The 20,610-nt window shown below is 60.3% G+C and carries 18 protein-coding genes; 6 read left to right on the forward strand and 12 right to left on the reverse strand.

All coding sequences use genetic code 11. From position 1 onward, the window contains the following. Positions 1 to 65: 65 nt before the first annotated feature. Positions 66 to 977: a glycosyltransferase gene (locus tag HJB83_RS19485; RefSeq protein WP_207581605.1), complete on the reverse strand. Its 912-nt coding sequence runs from the start codon at positions 975 to 977 to the stop codon at positions 66 to 68. Between the two features lie 305 nt (positions 978 to 1,282). Between HJB83_RS19485 and HJB83_RS19490 the strand changes: the two genes are divergently transcribed. Continuing rightward, on the forward strand, positions 1,283 to 1,582 hold the full coding sequence (locus tag HJB83_RS19490; RefSeq protein WP_246762687.1) for a hypothetical protein: 300 nt from the start codon (positions 1,283 to 1,285) through the stop codon (positions 1,580 to 1,582). Positions 1,583 to 1,686: 104 nt separating this feature from the next. Here HJB83_RS19490 and HJB83_RS19495 read toward each other — a convergent pair whose 3' ends face one another. From HJB83_RS19495 to HJB83_RS19515, 5 genes are all read right to left on the reverse strand, one after another. After that, complete coding sequence (locus tag HJB83_RS19495) at positions 1,687 to 3,156, reverse strand: hypothetical protein (protein WP_221132291.1); 1,470 nt, start codon at positions 3,154 to 3,156, stop codon at positions 1,687 to 1,689. A gap of 125 nt (positions 3,157 to 3,281) precedes the next feature. Continuing rightward, positions 3,282 to 4,661 (reverse strand): polysaccharide biosynthesis/export family protein, encoded by a 1,380-nt coding sequence (locus HJB83_RS19500; protein WP_207581602.1) that lies wholly within the window; start codon positions 4,659 to 4,661, stop codon positions 3,282 to 3,284. A gap of 4 nt (positions 4,662 to 4,665) precedes the next feature. Continuing rightward, positions 4,666 to 5,688, reverse strand: coding sequence for a glycosyltransferase family 2 protein (locus tag HJB83_RS19505; protein WP_207581601.1), 1,023 nt, complete (start codon positions 5,686 to 5,688; stop codon positions 4,666 to 4,668). Then, positions 5,685 to 7,439, reverse strand: a complete 1,755-nt coding sequence (locus HJB83_RS19510; RefSeq protein ID WP_221132292.1) for a GNVR domain-containing protein — start codon at positions 7,437 to 7,439, stop codon at positions 5,685 to 5,687. Before HJB83_RS19510 ends, HJB83_RS19505 begins: the two co-directional genes overlap by 4 nt. A 133-nt stretch (positions 7,440 to 7,572) precedes the next feature. Continuing rightward, positions 7,573 to 8,274: a sugar transferase gene (locus tag HJB83_RS19515; RefSeq protein ID WP_207581599.1), complete on the reverse strand. Its 702-nt coding sequence runs from the start codon at positions 8,272 to 8,274 to the stop codon at positions 7,573 to 7,575. A gap of 471 nt (positions 8,275 to 8,745) precedes the next feature. Between HJB83_RS19515 and HJB83_RS19520 the strand changes: the two genes are divergently transcribed. The 5 genes from HJB83_RS19520 (at position 8,746) to HJB83_RS19540 (ending at position 14,514) form a co-directional block, all read left to right on the forward strand. Then, positions 8,746 to 9,483, forward strand: coding sequence for a Crp/Fnr family transcriptional regulator (locus HJB83_RS19520; protein ID WP_207581598.1), 738 nt, complete (start codon positions 8,746 to 8,748; stop codon positions 9,481 to 9,483). Then, positions 9,483 to 10,829 (forward strand): glycosyltransferase family 4 protein, encoded by a 1,347-nt coding sequence (locus tag HJB83_RS19525; RefSeq protein WP_221132293.1) that lies wholly within the window; start codon positions 9,483 to 9,485, stop codon positions 10,827 to 10,829. The genes HJB83_RS19520 and HJB83_RS19525 overlap by 1 nt, the downstream gene beginning before the upstream one ends. Beyond that, positions 10,826 to 12,070, forward strand: coding sequence for a glycosyltransferase family 4 protein (locus HJB83_RS19530; RefSeq protein WP_207581596.1), 1,245 nt, complete (start codon positions 10,826 to 10,828; stop codon positions 12,068 to 12,070). Before HJB83_RS19525 ends, HJB83_RS19530 begins: the two co-directional genes overlap by 4 nt. An 83-nt stretch (positions 12,071 to 12,153) precedes the next feature. Further along, positions 12,154 to 13,635 carry a lipopolysaccharide biosynthesis protein gene (locus HJB83_RS19535; protein ID WP_221132294.1) on the forward strand — a complete coding sequence of 494 codons (1,482 nt, stop codon included), beginning with the start codon at positions 12,154 to 12,156 and terminating at the stop codon, positions 13,633 to 13,635. A 51-nt stretch (positions 13,636 to 13,686) separates the two neighbouring features. After that, entirely contained in the window at positions 13,687 to 14,514 is an 828-nt protein-coding gene (locus HJB83_RS19540) for a glycoside hydrolase family 16 protein (RefSeq protein ID WP_207581594.1), read from the forward strand. Positions 14,515 to 14,541: 27 nt separating this feature from the next. Here HJB83_RS19540 and HJB83_RS19545 read toward each other — a convergent pair whose 3' ends face one another. The 6 genes from HJB83_RS19545 to HJB83_RS19570 form a co-directional block, all read right to left on the reverse strand. After that, entirely contained in the window at positions 14,542 to 15,621 is a 1,080-nt protein-coding gene (locus HJB83_RS19545) for an ABC transporter ATP-binding protein (protein WP_221132295.1), read from the reverse strand. Next, positions 15,618 to 16,547, reverse strand: coding sequence for a PfkB family carbohydrate kinase (locus tag HJB83_RS19550; RefSeq protein WP_207581592.1), 930 nt, complete (start codon positions 16,545 to 16,547; stop codon positions 15,618 to 15,620). Before HJB83_RS19550 ends, HJB83_RS19545 begins: the two co-directional genes overlap by 4 nt. Continuing rightward, positions 16,548 to 17,570, reverse strand: coding sequence for an SIS domain-containing protein (locus tag HJB83_RS19555; protein WP_221132296.1), 1,023 nt, complete (start codon positions 17,568 to 17,570; stop codon positions 16,548 to 16,550). Then, positions 17,567 to 18,412 (reverse strand): carbohydrate ABC transporter permease, encoded by an 846-nt coding sequence (locus tag HJB83_RS19560; RefSeq protein WP_221132297.1) that lies wholly within the window; start codon positions 18,410 to 18,412, stop codon positions 17,567 to 17,569. Before HJB83_RS19560 ends, HJB83_RS19555 begins: the two co-directional genes overlap by 4 nt. Beyond that, positions 18,412 to 19,296 (reverse strand): carbohydrate ABC transporter permease, encoded by an 885-nt coding sequence (locus tag HJB83_RS19565; RefSeq protein ID WP_221132298.1) that lies wholly within the window; start codon positions 19,294 to 19,296, stop codon positions 18,412 to 18,414. The genes HJB83_RS19560 and HJB83_RS19565 overlap by 1 nt, the downstream gene beginning before the upstream one ends. A gap of 75 nt (positions 19,297 to 19,371) precedes the next feature. Further along, the gene (locus HJB83_RS19570; RefSeq protein WP_207581588.1) at positions 19,372 to 20,610 is read right to left on the reverse strand and encodes an extracellular solute-binding protein; all 1,239 of its coding nucleotides are present in this window, start codon (positions 20,608 to 20,610) and stop codon (positions 19,372 to 19,374) included.

Consider the following 20,610-nt stretch of genomic DNA (forward strand, 5'->3'; position numbering starts at 1 on the left):
CTCGACCGGCGATGCTGAGATCGGTCACGCCGACATTCACCTCAGGACGAACCAACGATGGGTCCTCATACAGCGTAGTCGCCAACCAGCAGCTTTTGGACCCGCGGATCAGATCCGTCTTTCTCAATTGCATGTTCGATGCGCGCTCGTATCGACCGGTACTTATACAGGATCTTACGATCGAAGCTTATTCCGCGATACAACGAGTTGTAAATCGGATGGGCTTTGCGAAGGTCGACGTAAACTTGGCTTTCCTTGTCGGTCCATGGAAAGAAGGTTCCGTGCCACGGCTTCGGATGCGCCATGTAATGCACGATCGCCAAGGAGGACATATTGACGAGATGAAGGAACTGCTTGGGAAAGTTCCAGCGGTTCGATACGAGGATCAGCGATGCGCCACAGACATAATTCAATGCGCCCTGATCGTGTTTGCCCTCGCAGGCCTCAGGATTTTTAGCAAAAAGCTCAAGCGCCTCCTGCCCGATCCAGCCATTGCGATGGAATTTCAGGACTCCCGCGTTGAAATAGTGGCTGCTCTTTCCAGTGTCGAGGAAATCATGGATCGCCGTGTAATCGCGCGCCGCGAAAAACCTGCCTTCGGGCACAGCGGCGTTTTCGAGCCTGCCGAGATCGCTGACGATCTGCGTATCCCCATCAAGGTAGATGATCTGGGTATAGTTGGCAGGCAGAATCTCGCAAAGCACCAACTTGGCCATCGTGCTGACGCTGATGCGTCCCCGGAAATGCGCCCCGTCGAGCTTGCCGAGCGAATCGTGCAGCGCTCCGGTCACATCCATCAAGTCGACCCCGCTCGTGGCGAGCAGGGCTTTCAATTCTACGAAATTATCGAGATGTTCCGACATGAGAACGCAGACATCAGTCGCGGGGCTTGCGAATTTGCGAGCCTGAAGCGCCGAGAGAATAGTCGGAAATGAATACTCGACATCCGTGACGTAGACGACGCACTGATTGTTCATGCCATCACCCTTCCGATTGTGCGCGATACAAATGAACCGGCATTGTCTTTCCAGTCGAGAGAACAGTTGTGAATTGAGCCGACGGGTCTGTCATATGAAGGCCCCGTTCGGTATATATAGCCCGCGTCCAGTCCGGTGGTGACCGAATCGGATCTGTCCGCCGGCGGCTTTTGTGTGATCATTGTTGAGATATTCACCATGAAGAGTGCCTTGCCTGTCACAAGGCTGTGTTTCGACATCTTGTTTCGCGGACCAACGATTGGTGCTGGGAGCCGTGTCGGCATGCAGAAGGAATGGGGATTGCGATGCTGATCACCACACTCGTGGCAGCTGTGATTTCGATCGTTGCCGGGGCTTCCATCCGTGCCTGGGGCTTCGCAATTTTTGCATTCCTCGTGGCAATCGGATTCGGCAGCGTGGCTTTCGCCGATGGGTCTTCCGTGATTGCGGCGGTCCTCTCCGGTATTGCTATCCTCATACTGATGGAAATTGGCTATGTGGCAGGCGTATTCGTGTCGGGGCTTTTGCGGCGTAGTGCCAGGTTGCGGGAAAATAATTCGGTCGCAGACAACGTCGCGACCAGCCGCGAGCGCCCGCAAGGCTGATGTTGATACAGACCTCTCAGCATATCCGTCTGCAGCGCGCTTTGTAGGAGCGCCTTTGGCCGACGGGCTCCTTCTCGTGCTGCGGCGGAGTTCGAGCGCGGGCATCATCGTGCTGAAAACATCGGCGCTCTCATCAGAGATGTCGATGTCTCCCGTGGGGTTCGGTTGGCAAGCGACAGGGCTGCGCGTCGCGGTGAGATATTGGTTGGTGCCAGGCACCCGGCAGCCAGACCCGCCGTGGTGCTGAACAGCAGGCCGAGATCGGTGCCGCTTCCTGATATCGCCGCCGAGGCGACCTGGGCGATGCATGCCATAATCGCGGCATTTCCGATCGCGTGGGTTTCCCGATCGCCTGATATGCGCCGGCCGGAAGCCCTTAAAAGGCTGCACAGGAAAGTGGCGAAGAGAAGAGTGCCGGTTAATCCGACATTGGAAAGCAATGCAGCGATAAAACTCGAGGCTCGAACCGTGCCGAGCCCGGCGCCGAAGGTGGCGGTATCAACGAATGCGATCAATGCCAGCGTGTTCCAGGCGGTCCGTTCTTCGCCGGATTGCGATTGGAGCTTGTCCGACAAGGTGGTGTTCACCAGGCCGGCAATGGAATCCCACGCATCGGGGACGAGGCTGAGTGCAACGATGGCACAGGGAATCAAGAACAGCGTGATCACCAGGAGTGTCACGTGCGGGGTCGTTGCCGGGCCGCCGATCAGTCGTTTCAGGCAGAACAGCACGAACAAGCTGACAACGAAGATGCCGGCGATGTAGGCGGTTGTTGACGTGCAAAGCACGATCGTCGGGCCGATGAAAAGCGTTGCAAGTCCCGCCATGCGGCTTTGAACACGCTCCAGCCAGAGCATCAGCGTGAAGGAAAAATAGGCCAGCGCGACCGCGCCATAGGTGCTCGCTTCGGGAAAGGAACCGACGATGCGCTTGAACCCGCTGATCGTCTCGGCCGTATGCATCGTATAATTCGCATTCCTGATGACATCGAGCAGGTAGGACTGGCCGGTCAGGAAGGTTCCGATATCGATAAGCGCCAATGCAAAACATACTAGCGACGCCACGATCAGTTGTTGTGCAATGAAACGGGCATATCCGAGCCTGGTAAGCCCCGAGACGACGGCAAAGCAGGCGAGGTCGCCAAGCAGATAGACGGACTGGCTGAGATTGGACGAGCCTGGAGCCAGCGGAGCAGCCACTGTCGACATCATCCCCGAAACGTCTCGTGCAGAGGAGTAGACGAGGGTCGCGCCGGCAAAGATGCGGGGCAAGAAGAACGACGATGCCACGGAAAACAGGATGTAGCTGGCAAACCAGAAGCCAGGGCCTGGATAGGCGATGCTGGCCAGTACCGTCTGCGTTTGAGCCGGGCGCAGCAGGGCGGCCAGAACGAGAAAGAGCACCAAAAGATGGCTTGGCTGGATGCTGCTGCCGCCGAGCGCGGGCAATTGGAGAGCCGCTGCGGCTCCTAGCAGCGTCGACAGGCAGAGGGTCGTAAGAGCAAAGCGCGCGCCGTTGATCATGCCGAGCACACCAAGCAGCAGAACGATGAAACCGATCGGTTCTATCGACATGCTTCAGATCCTGATCCGGAGGGTAAGCGGCCAAGACCCCGCTTTTGCCGACAACCGGCATCCGTCTCTCGGCATGATGCTCGAGGCGAAAGCTGCCCGCTGTCGTCGAGGATCACAACCGCCACCTAATTCGATCCCGCCTGAGATACCCAGCCGGGGGCCGGCCGACTGTCCCCGGCCACATCGGACGACGAGACCGTCGAGCTCTGTTTCTGCGGCGCGGTCTGCGGCGACTGGGATGAGCCCTGAAGAGCCGTGTCTAAACCGACCTCGACCAGATCGTGCGGCAGCAATGCGGTTTGCTCATCCGCCACGATGTTGTGATAGGTTCCGTCGTCATTGCGGCGCACGATCCTGTAGTTCTTCTGCGCTCTGCCGAGACCCGGTGCGTCCGTGCTGATCTGGGCGAGTTGAGCGTCGTAGCCGGCCTGTTCGCCAAGAAGCTGGGCCACCTGGATATCGATCGCCGCCCTGCCGATCGCAAGATTGACCTGATTGAGCAGGTCCTGGTTTTCGCTGTTCTGCCTGTTGACGATGTTGATCTTGGAACGGTCAGCTTCGCTGAGGCCCTGACGAGCCGTGGTCAGGGCAACTTCGAGATCGATCAGGGTGCCCTGTGCATCCGCGACCCCGCGATCGACCGAGACCTGACGGGAATTGCTGACCAGGCCTTTGCTGACCAGGCTGTTGACATTGTCCAATTCTTTTTGGGCAAGATCGATCTGCCGTTTTTGCGAATTGATCTTGGCCGCAAGCGACTCGACCTGCTGGCCATAGAGGCGGGTGAGATCATTCGCCGCTTCGATCTGGCTGTCGATATCGACGCGCCGCAGCCGCATCAGGTTCAATTCCTGTGCCTTCAGCTTGTCTATATCGGGCGTTCCCACAAGTTCGTCAGGAATTTCAAAACTCTGCTCGCCAGCGATCTCCGCGCGCAGCCGCGCCTGCCGCATCAAGAGATCGCGCCGGTTGAGAACGGCCGTTCGGTAGGCGCCGGCAGCCTGGATCCGGTCGCGTTCGAAGTAGGTATTATCCTCGCGTTCCCGCAGGAAACCACCAGCGATGCTGACCACCTTCATGACGGTCATGTTGGGTTCAAAAGGATAGCGCCCGGGAGTTTGCACGGTTCCGGTGACGAAGATCGGCGCATGCTCGGCAATCTCCAAGGCGATGTACGGCTTGCCCGGGAGTTCCGCCTTTTCGGCCAGCGCGCCGGCGATAGCATCGGCGAGCTCTTCCGTCGTCTTTCCGGTCGCCTGCACGTGACCGGCGATCGGGATCGACAGGTCGCCGGTATCATCGACGGTATAGACGCCGTCGAGAGCCTCCCAGCTGGCATAGCGCGAATCCGACGAGCGCCATTCGACGACGCGCAGTCTTACCTTGTCTTCCGGTACGAGGGTGAATGTCTGCGCATGGGCGACGCTCCAGCCGGTCAGGCAGCAGAAGGCCAGCAAGGAGAGTGCCGCGGAGATGAGGCGATCGGACAAGGATGTAGGCTGCATTGATCTATCTCCGTTTCGTTGCGATCGACGGCGAAGGCATCTCGCGCGGCGACGGATTGCCGAGTTCGAGAATGCGGGACGGAGAGGCGCGGCCGACAAGAAGATCGGAAAGCGCCAGCAAATTGCCATTCAAACGTCCCCAACGGTCAATCAAGCGGTCTTTGAACAATAGGCCCGAGGCGTTCGCCAGGATGTTGCGGCCGATTTGTGCGATTGCGCGGGCCCTCGACATCGTGCCCTTGCGGATCAGATAAACAGGATTGGCAACCTGCGAATAGCCGAGTCTTCGGCCGGGCTGGCGCCCGGATCTGACGCCGAGATGCACGCCGCGGGCGCCTTCGACATGCACGGACCTGCCGTAGCGGGCGATGGACCTGCTGAAATCGACATCCTCGAGCCAGCCGTAGAGTGGCAGCTGCTCGTCAAAAGTCAGCGCATGCTCGACAACGGATGAAAGGCGAACCGCCATGTTGCATCCGTAGGCGTTATAGACCTCCGTCACCTGTTCGGCCGCTTCGCCGGCCGTTTCAAGAACCTGCAGGGCCTTTGACATGCTAAGGCCGCCATCGAGGATGCCGTCAGCCAGGACTTCGCCAGTGGCGATCGCGACGTCGGGCCTTAGCGTAAAGACCGCCGCAATCCGCGACAGGAAGGTTGCTGCGGGAATGAAGTCGTCGTCCAGGAATATCAGAATATCCGTATCGGCCGCGGCGGCCTCGATGATCCTGTTGCGCTGAGAGGTCAGGCCACGGCTGCCGATGATGACGTCCACGTCGATGCGGTCGGCAAGCCCGGTGGCATCGTCGATCGAAGGCACGCAGACGATCAACCGCTCAGCCTGACCGGGCATGGTGGTGAGATAATCGATCGTCTCCCGCAGGATCGAGGGGCGGCCTGCCGAAGCAATCCCGATGGCAATCCGCAATGGGCGGCTCGCGGCCCCTGACGCGGCTTCAGTGCCGCAAGGACCAGGCGCCGGCGCGATTGGCCCGTCCTGCCTGGTTGCTCCTGCCGAAGATGAGGTCATGACTGCATTCTCTTCGGTGCATGGTTGATGATCGCGCCGAGGATCTCCGCGCCGACGTTCCGCATCGTGTCGATGATGCGCATGGTATCGTCGATCGAGGTGCGGCCGTGCGAGGTGACGACGAGGACGCCGTCCAGTTCCGGCGCGATCGCATTGGCATCCGGAGAAGCGGAGAATGCGGAAATGTCGACGAATATGGCGTCGAATTCCTTTTTCAGATCGGCGAAGCTCAACTGCGTGCGACGGGAGCTCAGGCGAATGGCCGGCGTCACCGCTTCGACATCGCCGAGGGGAAGGAACTTCAGCGTCGGGGTGAGGGGCAATGCCGCCGTCTGAATCAGTTCTCCATTGTCGAGGACATCGACGAGGCCGGTGGAACTATAGGGCGCGATCGATTTGCTGAGCGACGATTTCTGTGCAGCCGCATCGATCAACAGCGTCCGAGCTCCTGATATCGACGACAGCACGGCAAGTTCACACGCAATGGTCGATGCCCCGCTGCCGGGATCGATAGCGACGATTCCAATCACAACCCGGCGTTTGCGCCGAAGACCGACGACCGTCGCGCTCAGTTCCGCCATGCCTGGGATATCAGGATAGGCGGCTGCAGTGCTGCTATCAGTGCCGGCCGCAAGGAAACGCGCAGGGTGTCGATTGCTGGCCCTCTTCGATGTCGCCAGCAGAGTGACGAAGGGCAGTCCAGCGGCCTCCGCGATCTGATGGGGACGGATGATCCGGCGATCACCGGCGTGCCTTATCATGGCAAGTGCCAGGCCGAGACCAAGACCGACCGCCGCCGCAAAGGCGAGGATAAGCGTGCTGCGTGGCCTGGCCTTCGAAAGAGGCAGCGTGGCCCGCGAAACGATCGTGGCATCGGACACCGGGTAGGTGATGCGCTGCTTGGCTTCGGTAAGCTGGTTCAAGGTGCTTTCATAAAGGGTGCGGCGGGCGTCCGTCGCGCTTTGCAGCTCCGCAAGCTTGAACTGATCGCGCGGATTGCTCGTAAAGCCAGCCAAAGCGCTAGCAGCTTCGGCAAGTCCTCGCTGTTGCTCGGTTATGAACTTCGCCAGCCAGTCGCTGTATTGGCGGGCGGCGCTGGCCTTCATGGAGATATTCTTCTGGATATACTGCCTGGCGAGCGTGTCGGCGATATCGACGGCTTTCTGAGGGGTCGTTGCCGCGGCCGATATCTCGATGACCGTCGAACTTCCGATCCGGCGTATTTCCATCATGTTCAGCAGGGTGGCGGTCGCCCAGTCATGGAGCCGCTCCCCCTCCGGCTGCGCTTCTCTCGTTCCCTTGCCCGTCGCTTCCTGCGATGGCGTATCCAGTTGCGAAGAAAAGCCCGTCAGCCAATTCTTTGCCCTGTCCTGCAGCGAAGGCGCCTGATCGACGAATTCCGGATCGGTGTCGAGATCCAGCGCCGTTACCGTTCCGCCGACGACGTCGCTGGATCTGGCGATTTCCAGCTGTCCCTCTATGAATGCGTCTTCCGCAAAGGCCCTCTGTGTTTCGGAGCCGCTCACCTGGGGAAAGATCAAAAGTTGCGTGCTGGCAACGAATGTCGGCTCGGCGGTCAGTACATAGCTCCCCGCCATTACGAGGAAGGCTATCGTCGTCGCCGCAATCCACAGCCAGCGCATTCTAAGAAAGAAAAGCATATCCCGCAAAGTCAGCGGTGAATTCGCCCCAGTCGTTGCGGCAGGCAGAGGTATCGAAGAAACGCCGCTGAAGATCGTGCTCGAGGTCATGTCGTCCTAATCCAAAATGGCGATATCAAGGAGTAACCAGGTATCGGGTGACCAGGTGCCTGCAGCTTGGAGGGGACGGAGGAGGTGTATGTCTTCCGATTTCAGGCATGATCGGCAGCTCTCTCCTAATTGCTCAGTACGAGCCCCGCTGCGAAAACAGTGCGGGAATGGTCTTGGCAATGATGATTAAGTCCCGGCCTAGCGACCAGTTATCGAGATAGTGAACGTCGAGGGAAACCCGGTGCTCATAGCTGACATCGTTGCGCCCGCTGGTTTGCCAGTGGCCTGTCAGGCCGGGGCGGACTGCCATGTACGCCCAGATATGCTCGCCGTAGCGCGGCAATTCCTCGACGGTGATTGGCCGAGGGCCGACGAGGCTCATTTCGCCACGCAGGACATTGAACAGCTGGGGAAGCTCGTCGATGCTCGACCGCCTCAGGATGTCGCCGACGGCCGTAATCCTCGGATCGTCCTTCAGCTTGTGGGTCGCCTCCCACTCGGTTCGTGCAACTGGGTTGTTTTCGAGCAATTCGGCAAGCTGAGCACTCGCATCGGTCTTCATCGTGCGAAATTTGAGGCATCCGAACGGCGCGCCGCTGAAGCCGATGCGCGTATGGGAGTAGAAGACCGGGCCGCGGTCGGAGACCTTTACGATCAAGGCGACGACCAAAAGAAGCGGGGAAAGCAGGAACAGGGCGGTGATCGCCATCAGAAGGTCGAGTGCGCGCTTGGACGATCTGCCTGCTGCACGAGGCCGGGACGCATTCAGATCGCCGCCTTTCGCAGACCTTCCGACACGCGACCATGCTTCGAAACTATGTGCATCCCATGCCATAGGGGGTCTCCAAAACTTTCCGATTAAGAACCGTTCAAAGTTTGCTGCGCCGCACTCTTGTTGTCTGTTACCAAGGTCATAATCCTTAATAAATTCTTTATGCTACTAGACGGCAGAAGAGAACTCCGATTGTACCTTTGGGCGAATTATTTTCATTCTAAAGAGCAATCTAACATACTTAAAGGTGATTAATTCACTGAAATTCAATTATATTTTTGATATCACCTTTTCGATTATGACTTTTTTTTAACTAGAAAGACTTTTTAATGAGCACCTCTTTCCAATCATACAATCGTTCTTCGGTTACGCCGAGTTTTCGATTGTCGATGATGGTGTATTTTTGTTTTTCACCCAAATGTAGTCTTAATCTTTACGCTGTCTATCGGGGATGTTATTTGACTTGGGTATTAAGGTAATATAAATGATGCGGTGCAGCATTGCCTATCGTTATTCGAGTACTGGAGTATGCGCATGGACGGGGTGACTCACGCATCAGATCGCAGGGCCGGGGTCGGCAAGGCGGCGATATCGGCTAGTGGCGGCATTCATCTCGGCAGCCGCATAGTGCTCGACGACGAATTCCTTTCGTGCCGGTCGAGCGTTCGGCGTTTCCGGCGCGGCGAGGTCATCGCCGGGGCCGGCGTCCTGATCGATATGTTCGCTCGCGTACATTCGGGAGTGGTCAGCGCAAGCACGATGTTGCCCGACGGCAGAGAATTTATCGTTGAGATCATCCCAAAATCGGGCCTGATCGGCGAACTCGAGGTTTTGCGCAGACAGACGTTGAGCCTAGAATACCGAGCCGGTTCCAACTGCGAGTTGCACTTCTTCGAAGGCCGCCTGCTGCGCGACATGTATGCCAGCGATCCTAGCTTTCGCGAAAAGGTCTTCTCCAGGGCGCTGGCGCGTATTTCGGAGCTCGAACTCCGGATCATTGCGAATGCGGCGTCGAGCCTGCAGTCGAGGCTGGCCAGCACACTGCTGCGGCTCTCCGCCGTTTATGGAAAAGATGCGGCAAACAGCGGGGACGAACTGATCATTTCGCAAAATGATCTGGCCGCGACGCTGCCGGCGTCCCGCGAGAAGGTCAATCAATGCCTGCGGCGCCTGCGTGAAGGCAAGATCATCGACGGGGGGCAGGGCAAGATCCGTATTCTTAACCGAAAGGCGCTGGAAGCCTGTGCCAACGGTGCGGTTTCGGTGAAATGATGCGCCTGTCGCCTTCCGAGGCCAGCCGATCCACCGCACGCGTCGGCCGGTTTCTCGGCCCTGGCACGACAAAGATCGATCGCCTGGTCATTATCGACGACTACTCGGTGGCCAGAGGCGGGGCGACAGGCCTGGCGGTGCTGTCTGCCAAGCTTTTTCGCGGGCTCGGCATTCCGGTGACCTATATTTGCGGAGATAACGCCGCCAATGCGGAGCTTGCCGCGCTCGGAGTCTCGATGGTCGGACTGAAAAGCCGCGACCTGCTCAGTGCCGAGCGTGCGAAGGCGTTCGTGACCGGCATTCACAATGGCGCCGCCGTCCGCATGGTCGCGAACTGGATTGCTGCAAACGATACCGCCAACACCATCTACCATGTGCATGGCTGGCACCAGATTCTGTCCCCCGCGATTTTCAGGGCGTTGGTGCCGGTCGCCAGACGATGCGTGGTTCACGCGCATGATTTCTTCACGGCTTGCCCGAACGGCGCCTTCTTCGACTATCAGGCGCAGGAGATCTGCCTGCGACGCCCGCTCGGCGGAGGCTGCATTGCGACGGCTTGCGACAAGAGAAGCTATTCGCACAAATTGTGGCGTGTCGCCCGCGGCTCGAATATCTTCCGGCTCTTGAAGGATCAGGCCAATTTCGGCCGGATAATTCTGCTGCACGAGAAGATGGCGAGCTTTCTCGTCGGCGCCGGCTATCGGCCCGAAAGGCTGACGACGATCCGCAATCCCGTCGCTCCACTTTCCATCAAACGGATTGTGGCAGAGGCCAACGACGAGTTCGTGTTCATCGGACGGTTGGACGAGGAGAAAGGCGTGGAGGACGCCCTAGCCGCCACGCGCAGAGCCGGCGTCCGGCTTTGCGTGATCGGGGACGGGCCACTGATGCCGCTGGTCGCCGCGTCAGGAAATCACGTCAGGGCCGTCGGCTGGCAGTCGCATGCGGAGATCGGCCCGACCATCCGCAAGGCGCGTGCGCTGTTGATGCCCTCGCGTTATCCCGAGCCGTTCGGTCTCGTCGCTATCGAAGCGGCCAGGAGCGGTCTGCCCGTGATCATGTCGCGCAGCGCCTTTCTCGCCGAGGAAATGGAAAGAGCCGGCATGGCACTTGCCTGCGATACGGCCGATCAAAGCGCCTTTGCCGACACTCTGGCGAGATTTAGCCAAATGCCCAAGCAAGAGGTCCGCGCCATGAGCGAGCGGGCTTTCCGGCTGTCGCCGGATCTCGCCTCGACACACGAGGAATGGCGCGATGCGCTTCTTGCCGAATACCATAGCCTGATTTCGACGAATACGGTTTCCGAGCTGACAGACGGTGTGGCGATACAAGGAGTATTGAGTTGACCCTTAAAGCAACAACCTCTCTTCCCGACGCGAGGGCTTTTCTTACCGATGCGCCTGTCATGGCGAAAAGGCGCGTCACCGAGGGCGGAAGCACAAGCGAAACCGGGCAACTTCGGGTCGCCATCGTGCATTACTGGCTCGTTTCGATGCGCGGCGGCGAAAAGGTCCTTGAAGAGCTGTGCCGCATGTTTCCGCAGGCCGATATCTTCACCCTCGTCTGTAACCGGGATCGCATCAGCGATTTTCTGAAGACGCGGAACATCCGCACCTCTTTCCTGCAGAAGATCCCTGGCGCGCAGCGGCATTATACCAAGATGCTGCCGCTGATGCCCTTCGCGCTCGAGCAGTTCGATCTGCAGGATTACGACCTGGTCCTGTCGAGCGAATCCGGGCCCGCCAAAGGCATCATCACGCGCGCCGACGCTCTCCATGTCTGTTACTGCCATTCGCCGATGCGCTATATCTGGGATCAGTTCCATGTCTATCGCCATGGCCTTCCCTGGCTGGGACGCGCCTTAATGTCGATTACCGCGCCGATGCTGCGCGCCTGGGACGTGACGACGTCCTCGCGCGTCGATGTGTTCGTCGCCAACTCCGATTATGTCGCAAGCCGCATCCGCCGCTTCTACGACCGGGACTCCGTCGTCATTCATCCGCCCGTTGCGACCGACGATTTTGCGGTGGGGAAGGGGAAAGGCGAATTTTACCTTTATGCGGGACAGCTGACCACCTACAAGCGGCCGGATATCGCGGTGCGCGCCTGCACCGAGGCTGGCCGGAAGCTGGTCGTCATCGGCGAGGGAGAACAATTATCTTATCTGAAGTCGATCGCCGGCCCGACCGTTGAGTTTCTCGGCCATCAGCCATTCAACGTGCTGCGCGACCATCTGTCGCGATGCCGCGCGCTGTTGTTTCCGGGCACGGAGGATTTCGGCATCCTGCCGGTGGAAGCCATGGCATCGGGGCGGCCGGTTCTGGCTTTCGACGCGGGCGGCGCCCGGGAAACCGTATCCGCGCCACAGGTCGGCTTTCGCTTCGCGCAACAGACGACGGAAGCCCTTTTGGAAACGATGGCAGCGTTCGAAGCGGTCGAGGACGATATCGATCCGCATGCAATCCGCGCGCACTCGCTGAAATTCTCCGCCGCCGTATTCCGCGATCGTCTGTCCAGCCTGATCGAGCGACAGTTGTCCAGCCATGGAGACGGATCTGCCGACGTCTTCAGAAGACGGCACGGTTGAGGGGGAAGGAACGGAGCTGCCTGCCTTGCCGCGCCCCGCCCGAATCCGTCTCAAGCCCCCGACGAGGAATAGATAAACAGATCATGTCAAGCGTATCTCAGAGGACGGCGACGGCGAGCATCTGGACCATCAGCGGAAAATTCCTCGCGCGGATGCTCGATTTCGTCAGCCTCCTTGTCCTGGCAAGGCTGCTGAGCCCTGAGGATTTCGGCCTGGTCGCCATCGCAACGTCGGTCTTGGTCATCGTCGAGGCGATCCTGGACCTGCCGTTGACCCAGGCCCTGATGCGCCAATCGTCGCCTTCGGACGAGATGTTCGCCACGGCCTTCACCCTCAGCCTGCTGAGAGGGCTGGCTATCAGCCTGCTGATGATGATCATCTCCTGGCCAATGGCGCTGGTCTACGCCGATCCGCGGCTTTTCGCCCTTGTCGCCGTTCTATCGATCGCGCCTGCCATGCGCAGCATGATCAGCCCGCGTATGGTTCTTTTCATGCAGCGGTTCGATTTCAAGCGTGAGTTCGCGCTCGATCTTATTGCCAAGGGATCGACATTGTTGTTCGGGGTGGGTGTAGCTGTGGCAACAGGCAGCTACTGGGGGCTGGCGATCGGAGCGGTCGCCGGCCCGACGGCGGCGATGATCACGTCCTATGTCTTTGCGCCGATGCGACCGACGTTCAGCCTTTCCGAATGGAAGCATTTTCAGGACATGATCAGCTGGAATACCGTGTCGCAGGTGCTGAATTCGATCAATTGGCAGCTGGACCGGCTGCTTCTGCCGCGTTTTACGGGCTTGTCGACGTTCGGCGCCTTCAGCGTCGCCGACAATATCGCGGGCATTCCGTACCAGACCTTCGTCGGACCGTTGCTACGCCCGCTGATGGCGGCATTCTCCACCGTCGAAGACCGCCGCAACCTGGTCGCCGCCTATCTAAAGGCGACGAATGCGATCACCTTCGTCGCGGCACCCATTCTCATCGCGCTTGCCCTCCTCGCAGAGCCGACCGTGCGCGTCCTCGTCGGCGAAAAATGGGCATCGTCCGCACCGATCCTGCAATGGCTGTGCCTTGTCAGCCTACTCGGTCTTCCCACGAACATGATGCCGCCATTGGCCATGGTCATGAACAATACCCGCTATGTCGCTCTCAGGATGTTTGTCGAGTTCGCCGTCAGGGCTCCGGTTACCATTCTGGCTATCGCCTATTTTCAGGTGGCGGGCGCGCTGGGGGCGCGGTTCGTGGCAGTCCTCGTCGCCTATGGCGCATCGCTCGTCATCACAAGGCGTCTGATCGGCGCGAGTTTTGCCGCGCAATTGATGTCCTTTTTCCGGCCTCTGCTCGCGAGCTTGCCGATGATCGCTTTCCTGCTCTGGGCGGAGCCGATGCTTGTCGCCATGCCTGTCGGTCTCAATCTTATCGTCGGCGTCGCGCTTTTCGGCGGGGCGGCAGCGGGGATTTTCTGGGCTGTCGCCTTGCTGTTGTGGCAGATGATCGGAAGGCCCGACGGTATCGAGACCATCATCGTCCAAAGGCTCATGCCACGACGAAACGAGGTCTTCACCTCATGATCGAGAAGAGTGCATCCCAATGATTGGTTCGGCGTTTCCAGAGGAGTAGTAATGCGTTACGGGATATCTGCTAAGGGGCTCGGTTTGCTCCTCGTCCTCGGTCTGGGCGCGTTGCCGGGCCAGCCCAGCGTGGCCCAGGAACCACTCAATATCGATGCATACCAGCTGACGTTCGAGGAGAGTTTTGACAGCCTTGACGTTTCGGCCTGGGGAGAGAAAAGCTCCCGCTGGATCGCCCATACGCCCTGGAACGGTGATTTCGGTGATGCCCGTTTCACCGATCCGGCCCCCGGCTTTCCATTTACCACCGATCAGGGAATTCTGAAGATCGAGGCGCGCAAGGAGGCCGACGGCACCTGGCGCTCGGGCTTGCTTTCGTCGGTGAACCCGAAGGGTGAAGGTTTCTCGCAGCAGTTCGGCTATTTCGAAGCACGAATGAAGCTGCCGCCGGGTAAGGGAGTCTGGCCGGCATTCTGGCTCATCGGGCTCGATCGGTCGAAATACACCTCCGAAATCGACGTGCTGGAATATTATGGACGCGCGCCCTACGAATTCAGCATGGGCTTTCATGTCTGGCGTCAGAGCCAGGGCGGCCAGAACAGCACCGGTGGCCATTGGCAAAGCGTCCAGCACGGAATTTTGAACAGCGAATATCACACCTACGGCGTCGATATCCAAGCTGACAAGACGAGTTTTTACTTCGATCGTCAGTTCATCTGGAGCTTCGACACGCCGAAAGAGTTCCACATGCCATTTTATCCGTTGGTAAACTTGGCGCTTGGCTCGGGTTGGCCGATCGATGAAACGCCGAACCCTTCCATTCTGCTCGTCGACTATATCCATGTTTACAAGCGGAAGCCTGCCGACGCAGCGAATTGAACGAGTGGCTCGTGGTGCGTGACCGGCCTATTGCTCGCGGAGGCAGCTGAGACCGGTTTCAGCGTCGAAGAGATGCATTGCCTCCTCGTCGAAGAAGAGGGTCAGCTTTTCGTTGTCGCGGATCGGCGTGCGCGGCGGCAGGCAGGCCATCAGACGCTGATTTCCGGCAAGGGCTGTGACGACGAGTTCCGGGCCGGTCAGCTCTGCGACCTCAGCGGTGGCCTCGATCGACGGGCCGGGGCCGTCTGTGCGAAGCGCCTCGGGGCGGATGCCGAGGACGAGGTCGCGGCCATTGCCGGCCGTATCGCGGAAACGGGCGGGCAGGAGTAGGCCAGTGTCGGAGCCTGAAAGCACCAGCCGGTTGTCCCGAACGGTGGCCTTCAAAAGGTTCATCGGCGGCGCGCCGACAAAAGTGGCGACGTAAAGCGTTGCCGGGTGGTTGTAGATCTCCTCCGGCGTGCCGAGCTGCTCGATACGGCCGTCGCGCATAACGGCGATGCGGCTTGCCAGCGTCATCGCCTCGATCTGGTCATGGGTGACATAGACGACCGTCGTCTTCAGCATCTGGTGCAGCCGCTTGATCTCGGTGCGCATCTCCATTCGCAGCTTGGCGTCAAGGTTGGAGAGCGGCTCGTCGAACAGAAACACCTCAGGTTTGCGCACCAGCGCACGGCCGATCGCGACGCGCTGACGCTGGCCGCCGGAAAGCTGACTCGGCTTGCGGTCGAGGAGGTTTTCGATCTGCAGGAGCTTTGCCGCATCGCGAACGGCCTTGTCGCGGTCGTCCGCCGGCACTTTGCGCATTTCCAGCCCGAAGCCGATGTTCCTGTGCACCGTCAGATTAGGATAGAGCGCGTAGGATTGAAAGACCATGGCGATGTCACGGTCCTTCGGATGCACGCCGAGCACCGAGCGCCCACCGATCCTGACATCGCCGCTCGTTGCCTCGGCAAGTCCGGCGATGATGTTCAAGAGCGTAGACTTGCCGCAGCCGGACGAGCCGAGCAAAACGAGAAATTCACCGCTTTCCAGCGAGATGTCGATGCCTTTCAGGGTCTCGACATCACCATAGGACTTGCGGATGGTCTGGATTTCGAGCGCACTCATCGCAACGGCTCCTGAAGAGTTGTCGGGCCGCCATAATTGCGGGGAAGGGTTGAGATGGCGCGCGAGGCAACCTCCGTTCCGGCTATCAGGCAGGAAAGCAGCGGCGCATCGCCAGCGAGAGCCGCGAGGAAAGCGGCGTTGAAGACATCACCGGCACCGATCGTATCGACAACTTCGACAACGGGTGCGCCCACCGAAACCAACACGCCCTCCGGCCCGATCGCGATCGCGCCGTCCGGGCCACGCTTAACAACGACGATCGCATCCTGCGGCATATGCAGCCTGATGTGACGTGCGGCCGCGATCGGATCGACGATGCCGGCAAGCGTCGTCGCCTCGATTTCGTTCAACAGCGCGATGCCGCTGCGAGACAGCCAGGCGCGTGTCGCCGCGCAATTCCGCTGCGTCCAACCGTCGAGCGGCCAGCCGGTGTCGAGTGCGACGGTAACGTCATGGCTGTCGGCCCAGTCGAAAAAGGGGTCGTATTGCTCGGTCAGATCGTCGGTCAGGAACGAGCCGCAAAGGAGGGCGTAACCGCTGCTAAGGCGCGCTGCGTCGAGGACCGCGAAGACATCGGCCAGACTGAAACGCGGCAGATGGCCTTTGGTCGTGAAGAAGGTGCGCTCGCCGTCCGGATGGATGATGCCGACGGAGAGCGTCGTTTTCTCAGGACGTATGGGCCACTTCTCGGAACGGTGGCCGAAGGCTTCGCTCAGCCAGCGGCCGAATTGGTCACTGCCGATATTGGCGGCGATCTCGAATTCGACGCCAAGCGCCTGCCAGGTGAGTGCGCTGTTGCCGGCGGCTCCGCCGACCCGTAGTTCGTCGTGATCGACGATGATTTCCGTCCCGGCCTTCGGCCAGGCGGCTGCCGGCCCAAGGATCAGGTCGACGTTGACGTTGCCGATGACTGCAAGCGGCCGCATTCATTCACTCCGGGTGATCTTGGTGGATCGAACCGGCGTTCCGGCATTCTCCACACGGGCGTCGGCAAAGGCGATCATCAGCCGCTGGGCAACCGGCAGCATGGCGAAGATCGCGGCAAGGCCCGTTACCGGGGTAAAGCGGATTGTCACCGCGCCGGCGACCGGCGCTTGCCCGGATGCGTCGAACAGGATGACGGGGGCGCCGGTCTCGACGGCGGAGATCGCCATTGCGGTCACCAAGCCGGATGTCTCGTCCAAGCCGCGGAACAGCACGACGCCGATTTCCGGCCCCAGCATCTCCATCGGCCCATGGCGCAACTGGCCGCCTTCAAGCGAGAAGCAGGGGCGGCGCGACAATTCGGTCAATCCGAGCGCCAATGCCTCGGCGATGCCCTGCAGCCGGCGGCCTGAGGTGACGACCGTTGCGACGTCTTCGAGCGCGGTGAGGGCGGCGGCGATGTCATGGTCTTCAGGCGCGTTGAGGATCGCAAGTGCGGCCCGGGGATCTTCGCCGAGGGCGGCGAGGATTGCCAGATGCAGGGCGAAGGTTACCGTCAGGCTGCGTGTCGCGGCGAAGGCAAGTTCGGTGCCGCCGGCGCCCACCAATGACGGGGCGGTTCTTGCGAGGAAGGAACTGGCTTCGAGCGTCAGGCCGAAGGTCTCCTCAGTGCCGCCGGTTTCATCGAACCAACGCACCACCTCGGCGCTCTCGCCGGATTGCGAGGTGACGAAGATCGTCCTGCCGCTAACTGGTAGCGGCTGGCCAAGCTGCTCGGAAAGCGGCAAGGCGACGGCATCGATACCGAGGGCCCGATAGAGCGGTTCGACGGCGCGGTTGACGGCATGCGAGCCGCCCATGCCGAGCAGGAGCAGCCGGCCGGTTTTCTTCAGCGAGACGGCGGCTCTTGTCGCGCTCGGCCCGGCAACTTCATAGGAGGCGATCGCATCGGCATGCTGGCGCGCCATCTCGCGATCGATCGCGGCAAGTCCGGCCGGCCGGATTGTTTCTGTTGTCATGTTCATCCCTTGACGCCGCCGCTGGTGAGCCCTGAAACCAGGGCACGTTGCATGATGAGACCAATCAGTACCGGAGGCAGGGCGGCGAGCACGCCCGCCGTGGCGATCAGTCCGTAATCGGAAACGCGGCCACCGGCGAGATCCGCGATGGCGACGGTCAGCGTTTTGGCGCGCTGGTCGGAGGTGAAAAGCAGCGCATAGAAGAATTCGTCCCAGGCAAGCAGGAATGCAAACAGGCTTGACGTCGCGACCACAGGGGCGGCGAGCGGCAGCGTAATGATCCTCAGCGTCTGGAACAGGCCGGCGCCGTCGATCATTGCGGCGGATTCGATTTCGCGTGGAATGGAATCGAAGCCCGATTTCATCAGCCAGGTGGTGAAGGGCGCCAGGATGCTGAGATAGACGAGGGCCAGGCCGAAGACGTTGTTCAGCATGCCGAGATGGGAGAGACCCATATAGAGCGGCACCGCAAGCGCCACCGGCGGCAGCATATAGGTGCCGATCACCATCGACAGCGACCATCCCACAGAAGGCGTGCGCGACACCGCCCAGCCGGCCGGAATGGCGAGCGCAATCGACGCGATCGTCGCCATGCCAGCCACCTCGATGCTGTTGCGCAGCGACGAGGTGAAGGCGGCGCCGGCGCTGTTTTCGATCGTCGAGAGCAGCACGGCGTAGCGAGAGAAATCCGCCGTTTGCGGCCACCAGCGCAATGGCTTCGCCGCAAGGTCGGCGGCGGGCGAGATGCTCATGATGAACAGCCACAGGATCGGCGCCAGGATGACGGCGGCAAGAAGCAGCGCGCAGACATAGATGAAGGCGGAAAAGAGTGGGCTTTGGCGTTCCATCAGGCCGCACTCCCGGCGGTCTTGCGCACCAGGGCGGCGTAGCCGGCGGCAAGCAGCGTCACCAGCAGCGTCACGATCAACGCCAGCGATGCGCCGGAGCCGGCTCGCTGGAAGGAGAAGGCTTCCTGATAGACGAGGATCGACAGCGTGCGCGTGCTATTGGCCGGGCCACCGCGGGTCATGACCCAGATGATGTCGAACACCTTGAAGGCTTCGATCGTGCGCAGCACCAGGGCCACCATCAGCGGGCCGGCGAGATAGGGCAGGATGACGAAGCGGAAGCGGGCGAAAGCGCCGGCGCCGTCGACGAGCGAGGCGGCGGTGATGTCGCGCGGTACGGCCTGGAGTGCGGCCAGCGCGATCAGCGCCACCAGCGGGAAATTCTTCCAGCAATCGGCGACGATGAGGGCTGCCAACGCCGTGCCCGGTTCGCCGAGCCAGGAGCGGTAGGCATCAAGCAGGCCGAGCTGGGTCAGCGCCGCGTTCAGCGCGCCATATTCCGGGTTGTAGATCAGCCGCCAGAGCGTGGCATTGACGACGGTCGGCAGCGCCCAGGGCAGGATCATCAGGGCGCGAAGCGCGGCGCGGCCGCGGAATTGCTGGTTCAGTAACAGGGCGGCGAGAACGCCGATCACCATTTCGGCGGCAACCGAGACGATCGCGAACCATGCGGTGGTGATGAGGGTGCGTTGAAAATTCGAGCCGGAGATCATCTTCGCGTAATTGCCGATACCGACGAAATTTCCTTCCGTGCCGACGAGCTTGGCATCGGTGAAGGAGAGGCCGACAGTATCGATCAGGGGCCAGCCGATGACCGATATCATGACCACGAGAAGCGGCAGCATCAAAAGCCACGCGCGGGTTGTCAGCCAAGTGCCCGACATCAAGGCGACCCTTCTTCATTCTTAAGTTTTTGGAAACCGGGCGACGGCAGGCGCCGCCCGGGGTTCTGAGCCGGATCAGAGACCGCTATTATCGGCCGCCGATTTCAGCGCGTTCTCGGGAGAGGACTGGCCGAGCAACGATTCCTGTATCGCCTGCTGCAGGGCGGTCGAAAGCTCCTGATATTTCGGTGTCGTCGGACGCGGATACATGGCGGCGAGGCCGACCTTGGCAGCGGAGATCAGCTCTTCCTGACCCTTGGTGACGGCCGGGTCCTCATAGGAGGAGGCCCAGATCGGCAGGCTGAGCTTGGCATAGGCATTCTGCGTCGCCTGCGAGGTCATGAAGGTGATGTATTTCCAGGCCTCATCCGGATGCTGGCTGGCCGAGGTGATGCCGAGGCCCATCGAACCGTTGACGGCCGAAGCCGCGCTCTTGCCGGCCACACCCGGTGCCGGGACGACGCCGACCTTGCCCGCGACCTTGCTGTCCTTCGGATCGTTGGCCATATTGTACATATAGGTCCAGTTCAGCGCGAAGGCGGCATCGCCGTTTTCGAAGACCTTGCGGACGTCCTCTTCCAGGAATTCCTTGGAGTTCGGATTGGTCAGGCCGGAGGAATAGCTGGAGACCATATATTTCAGCGCATCAAGACCGCCGCCGGTCTGGAAGGCGGGCTTGCCCTCCTTGAGGAAATCGCCGCCATAGGCGCTGACGAGCGTTGTATAGTCGCAGATTGCCGCTTCGGCCTGCGACCAGCTCCAGGCGATCGGCGTAGCGAGCAGGCCCTTGTCCTTGATCGTCTTTGCCTGCTCGGTCAGCTCGTCCCAGGTTTTCGGTGGAGCCTTGATGCCGGCCTTTTCAAGGATCTCCTTGTTGTAGAACAGGTATTTGGTATCGAGGATCCACGGCATGCCGAAATATTTGCCGTCATACTGCACGGTGGTCCAGGCGCCCGGCAGCACGCCTTTCTTCATCTCGTCGGTGATGTGCGAGGAGACGTCGACCAGCACCTTGTTGGTGGCGTATTCCGCCGGCCAGATAACATCGAAGAGGACGACGTCATAGCCGCCGCCGGAACCCTGCGCCAGCACCGTCTTGTCGTGCAGGCCTTCATAGGGAACGAATTCGAGATTGACTTTGATATCGGGGTTCGCCTTGGCGAAGGCATCGGTCATGGCCCGCACGTCGGCCTCGCTATAGGCGGCCTGCGCCATGAAAAGCGCGTTCAGCGTCGTCTCGGCGAAAGCGTGCGGTGCAAGAGATGCGCCGATCAAGGCCGCACCGAGAAGCGTCTTGTTAAAGGATTTCAGCAT

Origin of the sequence: Rhizobium sp. NZLR11, assembly GCF_019685115.1 — a bacterium.
In the GTDB taxonomy this organism is placed as follows: domain Bacteria; phylum Pseudomonadota; class Alphaproteobacteria; order Rhizobiales; family Rhizobiaceae; genus Rhizobium.